This is a genomic window from Yoonia vestfoldensis DSM 16212 (assembly GCF_000382265.1).
In the GTDB taxonomy this organism is placed as follows: domain Bacteria; phylum Pseudomonadota; class Alphaproteobacteria; order Rhodobacterales; family Rhodobacteraceae; genus Yoonia; species Yoonia vestfoldensis.
On record NZ_KB907988.1, the window covers coordinates 1 to 13,915 of the forward strand.

The window sequence follows — 13,915 nt, forward strand, 5'->3', positions numbered from 1 at the left end:
GCCAGATCCAAAAAGGCCCCCTGCTTTAGGGGGGACTCGTCAAACGTTGACAAGGCGTTGACAAGAACTGCACAAGCAAAAGCCCGACTGATTAGGTCGGGCTTTAAGCGTTTGATTTGGCGCTGTATTTTGGTTGCGGGAGTAGGATTTGAACCTACGACCTTCAGGTTATGAGCCTATGGACCCAGATTTTTACTAATCTTTTCAATTCAGTAGCTTAGCTCGCAAGCCTTTGAATTCACAAAACCTGATGGTCGTCGTTCGAAGGAAGTGGACGGATTTCGAAGGATTGCAGCGGTTTAAAAAGGGACAAAACAGCATACGTCGGTTGAGGTGGCGTTGAGGTGAAACCGGGTAAGATTGACAACCTATGTCTCATTCTTGGCCAGCCGTATGCGGGTGTCTATCACTCCTGAAGCCCATTTTTGCGGTGGCGCAGAAGGTAGACGCTTACAGCAGATGCGATTGTTACGACCAGCTCTGCTTCCTCAAACTTCGGTTCCCGTCCCTCTTGAATGTGACGTCCCTGCTCGGACGCAAAGCCCCACAGCTTATGAAGCGCTTGGTCGAGAGGGCGCGGTAAGGTCAACCGATTGATGATCTGGCCCAAAGTATCGCTGCTGCCATCCACTTCTCGTGCTACGCATTCAAGCGCAGCCATCGCATGCTGAATCGCGCCGGTAATGTCTGCATGCGGGCGTCTTGAAATGTCCGATAGCGCCTCATGAATTTCATTTGCTGCAGTTGGTGCGGCGGACTCTCGCATGACGGCAACCGCATCTTGGGTCGTCAATGTAAAGGCTTCGGATCCGCGCGCCATCAGTTGGCCAGCTTCAAGCTGCCAGCCGACTCCAAGTTCCTTAAACGACTGGTTCAAGCTAGCTTCAAACTGCCGCTGTCGATCCCCGGTGAAATCTGCTTTTCCGACTTCAACGTACAGGCGCTCGACGAAGTCATAAATCTTGTACCAAGGTGCACCGTCGGCGAGTTGGTGAACCTCGTTTTCAATATTTCCAGCCGACCAATTTCCTGGGTCTGGCCGTTTTAGCAGTACCTCACATAGAGCATCCCGCATTCTTCCAGGTCCAACCCCATTGCGGTAACCCAACATCACAACCGCATCCCGCACCTCATCAGGCGCACTTTCACGTACCGAAATCTCGGCTGCAGGTGCATGGAATCCGAACCGTTCAGAAAATGGTGAGCTATCCCGAGTCATCTGACATCCATACTACTTTGTCCCTGCAGCGAAGATGACGATGACCAGCAGAGCGGCTGTCGCTATCCGCGCGTTCAAACTAAACGGCTGAACGATCACTGCTAAAGGAACGCAAAAGCAGTTCGTACACCTGTGAACATGACGCAAGTTTCCCATTCTCTCAACCCGCACCGGAACGCCCCACCCCTCCCCAATTCCGGTCTCCGCCTGCATTCCGGTCCTGTCGCCATGCTTTGCTTGATATGGGCGCGAATCTACGCCTCATGTCGGACGAGCGAAGGAGTGCGATCCATGGTCAACAGGCTGAAACTGAATGAGAAAACTGTCCGGGAGGCCGAGAACCTGGGGCGGGATTACCAGATCTTCGACACCGACGTGCGCGGGTTTTCGATTACCATCTACCCCTCGGGCAACCGGGCCTTCACCCTCGACTACAGGGTTGGCGGACGGCAGCGGCGGATGACCATCGGGCGCTGGCCGGAGTGGAACACGGTCGCGGCGCGGGAACGGGCCAAGGAGCTGCGGCGCGACATCGATGAAGGGGTCGACCCCCTCAGCCTGCGGGAGACATCGCGCGAGGCACCGCGGGTCAACGACATGATCGCACGGTATCTGGCGGAACATACACCGCACCTCGCCGCCCGCAATGCAGCCGATCAGCACACGATCATGCACAAGCTGGTGGCGCCTGACTGGGGCAAGAAGCTGGTGACGGAGATCACAAAGGCCGATGTCGAAAAGCTGCTGACCAAGATCGCGGCGGGTCGGGCCCGGCCCTCGAAGGCCAAGCCGAACAACCGCGCCCGCAAGCTGCAGGGGCCAAAGCCCACGCCGGTGCGCGCCAACCGGGTGGGTGAGGTTCTGCGCAAGATGTTCACGCTGGCCATCGACTGGGGCATGCGCGCCGACAATCCCGCCAGCGGGTTCCGCCGCCGGATCGAGAATGAACGTGAGCGGTTCCTGACGCCGGAGGAGATCGGGCGGCTGGCAAAGGCGCTGGATGCGGCCAAAGACCAGCGCGCGGCGGGGATCATCCGGCTTTGCATGCTGACCGGCGCGCGGTCGGGCGAGGTGCGGCAGGCGCGGTTTGAACAGTTCAACCTTGAGCTTGGCAGCTGGTCAAAACCGGCTGCGACCACCAAACAGCGCAAGATCCACCGCATCCCGATCTCGGGCGATGTGGCCGCCATCGTGCGCGAGCGGTCCCTGCTGGTGCCGCGCGGCAATCCGTGGCTGTTCCCCGGCGACACGCCCGCCCAGCCGGTCAAGGAAATCCGCCGGTTCTGGATCGGGATCCAGACCGAGGCCAACTTGCCCGATGTGCGGATTCATGACCTGCGCCACACCTTCGCGTCCTTGCTGGTCAGCGGCGGAGCATCGCTGGAAATGATCGGCAAGCTGCTGGGCCATACGCAATTGCAGACGACCCAGCGCTATGCCCACCTGATGGACTCGCCCCTGCGCGACGGGGTCAATGCCGTCGCCAGCATCTTCCGACCCCGCCCACAGCTGGTGCATGACGCTGATCAGGATCAGAAAAGCGCCTGACCGGGTCGCACGTGTCGCCTCATTCCCTTTCGCGCAGCGCGCGCCAGATCGGCGCGATCTTCTTGCGCGTCGTGCTTTCCTCGGGGATGTCCCCTGTGGGCGAGGTCTGGGCAAACCAGTCTTGCACCTCGGCGATCAGTTCGGCCTGCGTTGCAGGCACGCCTTGGTCATTGATGCGCCGGAACAGCATGATGTTCATGCCCTCCCAATCATAGCGCGGGGCTGAGCCAGGCGACACGAAGGGGCGGCGCTGCAAATCGCGCTCGTCCTCGAACTTCTGCACCTCCCCGGCCAGAAGCATCAGATCAGTGATCTTGATCAATAGGCCATCCGCCGGTTCGGTGATGTATTGCCATTCCGTACTGCCCTGCGGCCGGATCCGGAACACCCGGCATTCGTCGTCGCTCGGACCATGACGGCGGAACATCCGCATCATGTCAGCGGCGGTGACCACCACGATCCCGGCGACAGGCTGTTTGCCGCAGATCACCGACGCGATGCTGGTGACAAGGGTCAGATGGTCGGTCGCGGCCCATCCCGCCAGATCGGCAGCGACACAACCCCAACGGTCGGATATCTCGGTCAAGGAATAGAAGGCTCTCGGTGGCAGGCTCATGGGCAGTGCGTCCTTGCTTTATTCAGCCGACACCCGGGTCAGCACCGGGCATGGCAGGGATCGCGTTCCTGAACTGCGGCTTGCCAACTTGCTCGCCATCCAGAAACACGCCTCAAGATGTCTTCAATCGGGCATGTCTGGAGAACCGGGTGAAATGCACCTCGTTTATCTGAAACACGCACAGATAGAATCGGCTTGAGCTGACCAAGACAGCTATTCTCTTTTAAAGCGAATTGTCGTTAACGTCCCTGTCAGGTTCGGTCAGGGATAAACGATGGATAACAAAAGGCTGGGTAAGGCCCTAAACATCATGCGCCTGGCGGAAGAGGCGGCTGCCCGGCCCGGTGGCATCAGTCTCGTGCAAATCGTGGACACCTTCGGCGTGACCCTTCGCACGGCGCAGCGCATGTCGCGCGCGCTGGAGGAGGCATTTCCGATGGTGCAGACGCGTACCGACAGGGACCGGCGCAAGTGGTGGCAGCTGCCCGACAGCCGCCTTCTGCACCTGCAGGGTATTCGCGACGGCGAGTTGTCGGCGCTGGAAATGGGCATCCGGCGTGCAGAACGCGACGGGGCCACCACAGAGGTCACGGCGCTGACCTCGCTGCGCAACCGCCTGCTGGCGACGATGTCGTCAACCTTTGCGCGGCGCGTAGAGGTGGACGCCGAAACGGTTCTGGAAGCCCGGGGCCATGCCTGCCGCCCGGGCCCTCGCGCGCAGTATTCAGCGCATGTTCTCGGCTTGATCGAAAATGCGCTGAAAGGCCCGTTCACGATGCAGATCGACTATGCCACTGGGCAGGATGCCAAGCCACGGTCGCGGGCGGTCGAGCCATATGGGGTGCTGTTCGGCATGCGCGGCTATCTGATCGCGCGTGAGATCGGCACCGGCAGCAAGTATCGCCATTACCGTCTGGATCGGATTGTAAGCGCCAGCCTGCTGCAGAATTCCTTCCTGCGCGATCCCGATTTTGACCTTGGCACACACGCGGCCCGCGCCTTCGGTTCATTCCATTCAGATAAGGAATATGGACCGGTGGAATGGCGATTTGCGCCTACGGCGGCCGCTGTCGCGCGCGCCTTCGTCTTCCATCCCGACCAGCACATGCAGGATGAGGCTGACGGCAGCCTGACCGTCCGGTTCAGTGCCGGGGGTTGGCTGGAAATGGCTTGGCACCTTTATCAATGGGGCGACGCTATCGAGGTGATCGCACCGCCTGAAGTGCGCAACCTCGTTCATGCCTATCGCCGCAGCGATTTTCCCGCGCTGCCCTGACGCCGGAACGGGTGTTTAGCACCCGCCGTGCAGCCGCTGTCGTACCCTGTCGGTGAAATCCCACCGGCAGGGGTGTTCGCCCCGATCTTCGGGCGTGATCTGTCTCACATGACCGAAATTGGCGGAATGCGCTGGGCGGCGTTTCCGATTCGCATTCCGGCTATGCGCCAAAACCCCAATGAAACAAGGACCGGAATTGCCAGCCGCGCCTCAATTCCGGTCTCTGCCTAGGTTCCGGTCCTTCCCGTCTGCTTCCCTCACCCCATCTCCGGCATCTGCCGGGATCTGGATAGGAGACCGAAATGCAGACCACAGCCCCTGCACCGCAGGACCAACCCCTCAACCTGTTGGCCGACTGGATCAGCCGCGAACAGCTGGCCAGTGAACTCGGCATTGCCTGCGACACGCTGGCCCGCTGGGAGGCCCGCCAGCTTGGCCCGCCCTGCACGCGGATCGGGCGCAAGGTGCTGTACCGACGCTCCACAGTGGAGAACTGGATAAACGCGCAGGAACAGACCCGCCCGACGCGGCCACGGCGGGGGCGGAAATGAACCACCCCCTGTTCCACCCACCCGCCATTCCGACTTCCCCCACCGGCGACTGGATGCACGACCGCCTGACCGAGGCGCGTAGCGTCTTGGCCGACACCACCCAGCATCCGAACTCGCTGATCATCCTCGCAGCGCGGGTTGTCGTCAGCCAGACCGACGATGCCGTTGAGTGTGGCGATGCGCTGGAGCTGCTGCGCCTGTTGGACCGACGGCCGCTGCACGCCATCGCGGCGGCAGCCTTCCCGAAAGGCGGTGCCGCATGAACCGACGCAGCACACCCGAGGCCGATGCCCAGCGCGCCATCGTGCAGGCTCTGCGCTTCGCCTTGCCACGTGACGCCATCGTCCATCACTGCGTCAACGAGGTGACCGAGGCGGGGCCCCGCGGCGCAAAGCGCCAGTCGATCCTTGTCGGCATGGGCGTCCATGCCAGATTTGCCGATCTGATCGTGATCTCCGGTGGCCGCGTGCTGTTCCTTGAGGTCAAAAGCGAAACCGGCCGATTGCGCAAATCGCAGGAGGTCTTTCGCGACACCGTCTGCGCGCAGGGCTTTGGCTGGGCGCTGGTGCGGTCGGTCGACGACGCGCTGGGCGCGCTGGCCGACAACGGCTTCACCACGCGCGTTGCCAGCCCGGTTCGGAGGCCCGCGCCATGAGCCATGACGCCACCAACTGGGCCATCAAGCAGCGCGGGCTGAAACCCACCACCAAGATCGTGCTTTGGCATCTCTGCGACCGGTTCAATCCGGACTACGGCTGCTTTCCCTCGCAGGCGCGGCTGGCGCATGATTGCGAGATCAGCCGCTCGACCCTGAACGATCACCTCCGCCAGTTGGAGGCAGGCGGTCTGCTCCGCCGCGTGCCACGGATTGATCCGGTGACCAAACGCCAGCAGCCCACCCGCTACATCTTGGGGTTCGAGCGCGGCTTCACACCGCCAGATGTGGTGCCGAGTCCGGAAATCGGACACGGAAACGCAGGAGCAGCGGAAATCACTGATTTCACCGGCACATGCGACCTCAATTCGCCTAGCGCGGCTGATCCATGTCCGGATTTCGGACACGGAAATGACCCAAAAGCCGTGTCCGATTTTGACCCCGAGCCGTGTCCGGAAAATGACCAAAGCCGTGTCCGGAATCCGGACACTAACCTTGTAAGGGAACCTTTAAGGGAACCAGTAAAGGAGGAGGAGGACGCGCAGGCGCGAGATTCTGATTTTGATCGGTTCTTCGCAGAGCTGCTCAGCGCGCTGGGCCTCAAAGCCAACACCACGTTGCCCGCCTGGTGGCAGGGCTGGCCCGCCAAGCTGCACGTCCAACGCTGGATCGATGATCTCGGGCTCTCTGAGGACCGGATCATCGAGGTCGCCACCGAGAGCCGGGCCGATCGTCCCAATCCGCCCGATGGGCCCAAAGCCATTGATCGGTTCATGGAACGCGCCGCCCAGCGCGATGCGCATACGGCCATCGCGACTGCGAAGGGCCAAAAGGCCAAGCGGCAGCGCAAAGCAAACGCTGCACCCCCGCCAAGCGAGGATGAACTTGCGGCGTTCTATGCGGCTAGGGTCAACTCTGACGAATATTTGCCCAAGGGCATGATCAGCAATGCCATGTGCGGGGCGATGCTGACGCGGGGGCTGGTGACCACGGATCGGTTGCGCCAGCGGGGGGTGCTGTGAATGGCGTGGTGCTTCCTCCCCGGCACGGATTGTCCCTCTGCGCAGGCGGCGGAGGCCTTGATCTGGGCCTCATGCTCGCCGAGTCCGGATATCACACCCGAGCCTTTGTCGAGTGGGAGGACTGGCCACGATCCGTCCTCATCGCCGCCCAGCGCGCCGGATATTTCGCCCCGGCGCCAATCTGGGATGATCTGCGAAGTTTTGATGCCCGACCCTTTCATGGCGCCTTCGACATCATCCTCGCCGGATATCCCTGCCAGCCCTTCAGTGCAGCGGGCAAACGCGGCGGGGCCGACGATCCCCGACATCTCTGGCCAGATGTCGCCCGCATCATCAGGGAATGCCAGCCAGAATGGGCGTTCCTCGAAAACGTCCCCGGCCACGTCAGCCTCGGCCTTGAGACCGTGCTGCGAGAGCTTTGGGACATGGGCTACACGCCTGCGGCGGGTCTGTTCAGCGCGGCAGAAGTCGGCGCGCCGCACCAACGGCTGCGCATCTTCATCCTGGCCCACGCCGATGAGCCTGCATCCGGGCACGGCCAGCTACAACCCGGCGGGGAACAGCGACTTCACCCGCAAGGCCGAGGCACTGGCGCTGGGCATCACCAACTGGTCGACTCCCAAGGCGACGGACGGTGCGAAGGGTGGTCCGGGTCAGAGCTACGGCTCGGGAGGGATTCCGCCCCTGCCAGCGCAGGCTGCGCAATGGCAGACACCGGTGGCGGACGATCAGGTGGACCGGATCCGTGGCAAGATCAACAGTCGGGGCGAGCCGAAGCTGTCGGCGCAGGCGCTGCAATGGCCGACACCGGCCGCGCAGAACTGGAAGGGCAGCAGCCCGGCCAGCGTGATGCGGGCCGATGGCAAAAGTCGGATGGATATTCTGCATTACCGAGCGGAACAGGGCTTCACCCACCCAGCCCCAGTGATCGCACAAGATGGGCAGCGGTCCTCGCCGCACGCCCCGATCTCGCGCCCGCTCTGGGCTTTCATGATTGCCTCGCATGGGCGCGTCGTCTCGCGGCGGATCCTGAAAGCCCGGGCACGGCGGCGCCTGAACCCGCTCTTCGTCGGATGGCTGATGGGCTGGCCCATCGGGCACGCGCTCTGCGCCTGCTCGGCAACGGAGTTCACCCACTGGCAGCAGCACATGCGTGGCGCTCTCTCGCAGCTGCCCATGGCCTTGGGCCCGTGGATTTGGCGGCCATTGGACGACGCCCAGCGCCCGGCGCAGATGACGCTGTTTGAAGGGTGGCCCGAATGACGATGCAAGGAAAGATCGGACGGCCCGGCGGCCCAAAAACCAAACGCGCGCTGGGCGTGCAAGCGGCACTGGAATGGGCGTTCGGGGTGGAAAAGGCCCAGCTGGAACTGCCACCGCCGACGGATGTGACCGAGGAAGGCTTCGGCTTTGGCCTGGAATACGTCCTGATGCAGCGCGGTGCGCTAGGGTGCAAGATCGACGGAGGCCAGCACAAGATGGGCGGATATGTGCACGAGGACGCCGAGGCCATCGCCGCCACCGTCGCCGGGATCCCCGACAGCCTCGGCGGCATCCGCATGGCGATCCGTGTGACCGAACTGGCCCGCGCCGGACTGACACCCGACTGGATGCCCGGCGTAGTGCCGCGCTGCGTCCCGGTGGAAACGCGACAAAACCAGCATGGAATTCGGGCCGTGACGGAAGTTGTGGGCACCGAACGGGTGTTGACCCGGGGCAAATGGCGCACAGTCGAGGTTCTGGCTTGCCCGGTCACATGGCGGCCGCATCCGGAGCAGATCGCCTCCGCTAGGCGGGGATATGAGGATTGGTGGCAGGCGCTGGATTGGGTGCGGGATGGGTTGGTGGCAGGGCGCATGTTGCGGGATATGGAGGTGACGGCGGTGATGCCGAAGGAGATGCCTTGGAGGCTGTAGATAGGACACGAACGGGCGGTTTCCGGAAAAACGCTACGGGTGCGAACCTCGACAATCCACATTTAGAAAGCGGGCATCTCTGAGACACTTTGACAAGACGAACCATACCGGAAATAAGAAAACGCAGGCCGTAGCCTGCGTTTCAATGTGGTGCAATCGAATGCTTGTTAACGGCTCGACCGCGAATTTTGAACATTTGGATAATTGCCTATCTCCAAGTTCAGGTCAAGCTGCAACTAACACGGCTTTTGCGGGCCAGTCAGGAGCCAAGCAGAGTTGGTGTGGACCCAACCGTTTCCCTGCGCTATGCTTAGTCTGTCAGGATTTCCGTATACGATCCCGGGGTGGACCGGGAGCACGGCGTAACATAGATCAGGTAGCTTGATGCGTGAAGCTTGACATGAGAGGTTGTCATTGTCAATGTTTCCTAACACGGTTTAAGGTTATGAGGTAGCTATGCGTCTTGGTTTTGATATTGGAACGAATTCGATTGGCTGGTGGTTGTATGCGACCGACGGCAACGAGATCACCGGGGTGATCGACGGGGGCGTGCGGATTTTCTCGGACGGGCGCGATCCTAAATCCAAGGCCTCTTTGGCCGTTGATCGCCGCGGCGCCCGCGCTCAACGCCGCCGCCGTGACCGTTACCTGCGGCGCAAGGCGGCGTTGATGAAACGAATGGCCGCCGCCGGTTTGATGCCCGCCGATCCTGTCGCGGCAAAGGCGTTGGAACAGCTTGATCCCTATGCTTTGCGCGCTTCGGGATTGGATCAGGAATTGCCCTTGACCCATCTCGGCCGTGCCTTGTTCCACCTGAACCAGCGGCGCGGCTTTAAGTCCAACCGCAAGACGGACAAGGGCGACAACGAAAGCGGCAAGATCAAGGATGCGACAGCACGTCTTGATCAGGCGATGATAGCCAAGGGTGCGCGTACTTACGGCGAATTTCTACATATGCGGCGCGCTTCAGCCCCGGACCCAAAATGCGTGCCGACTGTACGTACCCGACTGTCCATCGCACCGCGTGATAACGCCGAAAAGGCAGAGGCGGGTTATGACTTCTACCCGGACCGGCGGCATTTGTTCGAAGAATTTACCAAACTCTGGGCGGCGCAGGCCGCAAATTCCCCGGATATTCTTACCGATGAGCTACGCGATGAAATCTCGGTGATCATCTTTCACCAGCGCCCGCTGAAAACACCCGAGGTCGGCCTGTGCCTGTTCTCAGGATCTCATGGCGTTCCGCAGAATGATAAGCGCATCCCGAGCGCGCATCCGCAGAACCAGCGCCGTATTCTTTTTGAGACAGTGAACAACCTGAAGGTGGCTGCACGGGGCGAACTGGCACGCGGGCTGACGCGCGATGAGCGGGACACAATTGCTCATGCGTTAGATAACAAGGCGCATACCAAGTCGCTGTCCGGCATGTCGATGAAGCTCAAGGCGCTTGGCAAGCTGATCAAGCTGCGTCCCGAACAATCATTCACACTGGAAACTGCCAACCGCGATTCCATCGTCTGCGATCCGGTGCGGGCCAGCCTGTCGCATCCCGACCGGTTCGGGTCGCGTTGGTCCACACTGGACGCCGAAGCACAATGGGATTTGGTGCAGCGCATCCGCGCCGTGCAGAGCGATGCAGAACATAACGCGTTGGTCGCATGGCTGATCGCGACGCACGGACTTGACCGCGTGCACGCCGAGAACGTGGCAAATGCCCCACTGCCCGAAGGCCACGGCCGTCTGGGAATGACGGCGACAAAGCGGATATTGGCGGCGCTGGAAGCCGAAGTGATCCCCTATAGCGCGGCGGTGGCGGCTTGTGGGTGGCACCATTCGGATGGGCGTACCGGCGAGGTTCTGACTGAACTGCCCTATTACGGCCAGATCCTCGACCGTCACGTGATCCCCGGCACATACGACGAGAACGACGACGAAGTGACGCGCTATGGCCGCATCACCAACCCGACGGTTCATATCGGCCTGAACCAGCTGCGGCGTTTGGTGAACAAAATTGTCACCGTTTACGGCAAGCCTGATGAAATCGTCGTTGAGCTAGCGCGCGATCTGAAGCTGTCCGAAGATCAGAAGCGCGACGTGCAGCGCGATATCAAGAAGAACACCGAAGCTGCGATTACCAGAGGTCAAAAGATCGAAGAATTGGGCTATGCAAACACAGGTGCCAATCGGGTGATGTATCGCCTTTGGGAGGAACTCGGCCCGGCAATCGGCCCGCGCTGTTGCCCATATTCCGGCAAGCCGATCAGTGCCTCGATGATCTTTGACGGCTCCTGTGATGTCGATCATATCCTTCCCTATTCGCGCACGCTGGAGGACGGATTTTCCAACCGTACTCTGTGCCTGAAGGAGTTCAATCGCCAGAAAACCAACAAGACTCCATGGGAGGCATGGGGCAATACCCCGGCCTGGGATGCCATCGAAGCCAACCTCAAAAATCTGCCCGCGAACAAGGCTTGGCGTTTTGCCCCCGATGCGATGGAGCGTTTCGAGGGCGAGAACGATTTCTCTGCCCGCGCTCTGAAAGACACTCAATACCTGTCGCGCATCGCCCGCAGCTATCTCGATGCGCTTTACGATGGGGCGGACGGCAAGAGCCATGTCTGGGTTGTGCCTGGCCGCCTGACCGAAATGCTGCGCCGCCATTGGGGGCTGAACAGCCTGCTTCCTGATAAGGATGGCGCGGTCAAAGCCAAAAACCGCAGCGACCACCGTCACCACGCGATAGATGCTGCCGTTGTCGCGGCTACCGACCGGTCCTTGGTCCAGCGGATCAGTAAAATGGCGCAAAGGGACGAAGTGAATGGGGCCGAAGAGGTTGCCCGCTCCGTCCCTCCTCCTTGGGACGACTTTCGAACCGATATCAAATCGCAACTAGACCGTATCATCGTCAGCCACCGCGCCGATCACGGCCGAATTGACTTTGCCGCACGGCAAACGGGCAACGACAGCACCAGCGGCGCGTTGCACGAGGCGACGGCACTCTCAATTATTGACGACCAGAACGTCGCAGTCCGCATTCCGCTCTTGTCTTTGTCCGCAGCACAGTTTGAGGAAGGCGGGCGGTCAGGCTGGGTTCGTGACCCGCAGCTACGCGGCGCTTTGCATTTGGCAACCAAGGGCAAGGACAAAAAAGACTTCGAGGCGGCGCTCCTATCATTCGCTGCCAAGCCCGGGCCATATCACGGAATATCAAGGGTACGTATCGAAAAACCTTTGCAAGATACTGCCCGGGTCTACGTGCCCGCCGATGCGCCGATTAAGGCTTACCAAGGCGGTAGCAATCATCGCTACGAAGTTTGGAAGCTTCCCGATGGTAAAGTCCTCCATCACGTTGTTTCAATGTTTGTTGCCCATCAGGGAAACCTGACACGCCCCCATCCTGCCGCAAAACGAATTTATCAATTCATGAAGGGTGATCTGGTGAGACTTGAGGACAGCAAGTTTGGACCAGTGATCGCAACGGTGGAGAAGTTCAACGGAAAGGGGATGATTGAGCTGGTTCCGCATAACGAAGCTAATGCCTCGGACCGATATCGCAAAACCAAGGAAGATCTCTATATCCGCCTCGGCGCAACAACCCTTCTCAGGGCCAAAGCCCGCCGTGTCCATGTCGATGAAATGGGGCGTCTGCGCGATCCTGGCCCACCGCAATAGCCACAAATTTGGTGAATTCAGAGAGTTGCAATACAATCAAAACCTTATTGATTCGCGTGGGGGCGTGAGGCGTAGCGTTTGGACCAAATCATCGACATTGCAACCGACGGTCGCCACTTGTCACGGCATCGCGGCTTCCTGAAGGTTTCGCAGGACGGGAAGGAAATAGGCCGAACTCCGTTGGATCAGATCGCTGCCGTGATCGTTCATGCTCACGGCACCACTTGGTCCACATCCCTCTTGTGCGAACTGGCCGAGCGGGGCGCGCCCGTCGTGCTGTGTGCTAGCAATCACGCACCAAAATCGGTCCTAATGCCAATTGAGGGTCATCATGCACAAGGTGCGCGAATGCGAGCGCAGTGGTACGCCAAGGCGCCACTGATGAAACAAGCTTGGAAACAGATCGTCGTCGCAAAAGTCCAAATGCAGGCGGCAGCCCTTTCGGCAATCGGCGAAGCCCCCGCGCCGCTGCTCATGATGCTGCGCAAGATTACCTCTGGCGATAGCACGAATATCGAGGCACAGGCCGCGCGCCACTACTGGCCCCGTATGATGGGTTCCGACTTTCGGCGTGACACAGATGGTGAGGATGCAAACGCCCTTCTGAACTACGGCTACACCGTAATGCGCGCCGCCACCGCCCGCGCTGTCGTGGCGGCGGGTCTTAATCCGACAATCGGCCTGTTTCATTCCAACCGCAGAAATGCCTTTGCGCTTGCCGATGATTTGATGGAACCCTTTCGCCCTCTCGTGGACAGTGCGGTCAGAACGATAGCCGCAGCGTATGGTCCGGCAGTTGACAGCGAAGCAAAACAATCGCTCGCCCGACTGATAGCAATAGACCTGCCCCTCGGGGATGGCTTCACCCCGGGTTCGGTCGCATTGATGAAACTTGCCACTTCGCTCGGGCAAAGCTTCGAGGCAGGAAAGCTCAACCTTGCCTTGCCGACGCCACCTGACCCTCTGACATTCTCGGGGTTGGGCCAATGAGCTCTAATGTTACCTATTTGTCAGGATACCGGCTGATGTGGATACTTGTGATGTTCGATCTGCCCACAGACACCAAACCACAACGCAAAGCTGCGACAGCGTTTCGCAACTTTCTCCTCGATGAAGGCTTCGAGCGCAGTCAGTTTTCCGTCTATGCCCGCTTTGTGAATGGCAAAGAGGCCTTTGCCACCCGCGTCAACCGAATCGAACGCCACCTTCCGGATGCAGGCGACATTCAAATCCTGAACTTCACTGACCGGCAGTATCGTGATATCGTACATTTCTCGGATCAGGGCCGCCGAAAGGCCCGCGAAAATCCGCAGCAACTGGTGATGTTCTGATGCGATTCGCGCTTAAAAATTTGGATGACCTTCCGATTAAATCTTGTTTTCACAAGAGCTTAACCGAAGATCTATTATAGCTGTTCAAAATTCGCGGTCCAGCCGCAAC

13 protein-coding genes and 1 pseudogene are annotated in these 13,915 nt (G+C 60.3%); 12 read left to right on the top strand and 2 right to left on the bottom strand.

The window, feature by feature from the left end; genetic code table 11:
* Positions 1 to 406 precede the first annotated feature (406 nt).
* Positions 407 to 1,219, bottom strand: a complete 813-nt coding sequence (locus H147_RS0114905) for an AbiJ-NTD4 domain-containing protein (RefSeq protein WP_026352575.1) — start codon at positions 1,217 to 1,219, stop codon at positions 407 to 409.
* 291 nt (positions 1,220 to 1,510) lie between these two features.
* Here H147_RS0114905 and H147_RS0114910 point away from each other — a divergent pair, with 291 nt between their 5' ends.
* Entirely contained in the window at positions 1,511 to 2,767 is a 1,257-nt protein-coding gene (locus H147_RS0114910; RefSeq protein WP_019956188.1) for a tyrosine-type recombinase/integrase, read from the top strand.
* 19 nt (positions 2,768 to 2,786) lie between these two features.
* On the opposite strand, the gene H147_RS0114915 is transcribed toward H147_RS0114910, so the two are convergent.
* Positions 2,787 to 3,383: a hypothetical protein gene (locus H147_RS0114915; RefSeq protein WP_026352576.1), complete on the bottom strand. Its 597-nt coding sequence runs from the start codon at positions 3,381 to 3,383 to the stop codon at positions 2,787 to 2,789.
* 310 nt (positions 3,384 to 3,693) lie between these two features.
* Here H147_RS0114915 and H147_RS0114920 point away from each other — a divergent pair, with 310 nt between their 5' ends.
* The 11 genes and pseudogenes from H147_RS0114920 to cas2 all read left to right on the top strand — a co-directional run bounded on the left by H147_RS0114920 (position 3,694) and on the right by cas2 (position 13,806).
* A complete protein-coding gene (locus tag H147_RS0114920; protein ID WP_162561688.1) occupies positions 3,694 to 4,659 on the top strand; it encodes a helix-turn-helix transcriptional regulator in 966 nt (321 codons plus the stop codon).
* Between the two features lie 302 nt (positions 4,660 to 4,961).
* The gene (locus H147_RS0114925; RefSeq protein WP_019956191.1) at positions 4,962 to 5,210 is read left to right on the top strand and encodes a helix-turn-helix transcriptional regulator; all 249 of its coding nucleotides are present in this window, start codon (positions 4,962 to 4,964) and stop codon (positions 5,208 to 5,210) included.
* Positions 5,207 to 5,473: a hypothetical protein gene (locus H147_RS0114930; RefSeq protein WP_245541158.1), complete on the top strand. Its 267-nt coding sequence runs from the start codon at positions 5,207 to 5,209 to the stop codon at positions 5,471 to 5,473. The genes H147_RS0114925 and H147_RS0114930 overlap by 4 nt, the downstream gene beginning before the upstream one ends.
* Positions 5,470 to 5,865 carry a VRR-NUC domain-containing protein gene (locus H147_RS0114935; RefSeq protein WP_019956193.1) on the top strand — a complete coding sequence of 132 codons (396 nt, stop codon included), beginning with the start codon at positions 5,470 to 5,472 and terminating at the stop codon, positions 5,863 to 5,865. Before H147_RS0114930 ends, H147_RS0114935 begins: the two co-directional genes overlap by 4 nt.
* Positions 5,862 to 6,887, top strand: coding sequence for a helix-turn-helix domain-containing protein (locus tag H147_RS0114940; RefSeq protein ID WP_019956194.1), 1,026 nt, complete (start codon positions 5,862 to 5,864; stop codon positions 6,885 to 6,887). The genes H147_RS0114935 and H147_RS0114940 overlap by 4 nt, the downstream gene beginning before the upstream one ends.
* 71 nt (positions 6,888 to 6,958) lie before the next feature.
* Positions 6,959 to 7,348 (top strand): annotated as a pseudogene (locus H147_RS21590) (DNA cytosine methyltransferase); the annotation flags it as partial.
* Positions 7,349 to 7,403: 55 nt separating this feature from the next.
* A complete protein-coding gene (locus H147_RS21380; RefSeq protein WP_019956195.1) occupies positions 7,404 to 8,150 on the top strand; it encodes a hypothetical protein in 747 nt (248 codons plus the stop codon).
* On the top strand, positions 8,147 to 8,803 hold the full coding sequence (locus H147_RS0114950; protein WP_019956196.1) for a hypothetical protein: 657 nt from the start codon (positions 8,147 to 8,149) through the stop codon (positions 8,801 to 8,803). The genes H147_RS21380 and H147_RS0114950 overlap by 4 nt, the downstream gene beginning before the upstream one ends.
* A gap of 456 nt (positions 8,804 to 9,259) precedes the next feature.
* Entirely contained in the window at positions 9,260 to 12,475 is a 3,216-nt protein-coding gene (gene cas9 / locus H147_RS0114955) for a type II CRISPR RNA-guided endonuclease Cas9 (protein ID WP_019956197.1), read from the top strand.
* Between the two features lie 78 nt (positions 12,476 to 12,553).
* Entirely contained in the window at positions 12,554 to 13,465 is a 912-nt protein-coding gene (gene cas1, locus H147_RS0114960; protein WP_019956198.1) for a type II CRISPR-associated endonuclease Cas1, read from the top strand.
* A gap of 35 nt (positions 13,466 to 13,500) precedes the next feature.
* The gene (cas2, locus tag H147_RS0114965; RefSeq protein WP_019956199.1) at positions 13,501 to 13,806 is read left to right on the top strand and encodes a CRISPR-associated endonuclease Cas2; all 306 of its coding nucleotides are present in this window, start codon (positions 13,501 to 13,503) and stop codon (positions 13,804 to 13,806) included.
* Positions 13,807 to 13,915 lie beyond the last annotated feature (109 nt).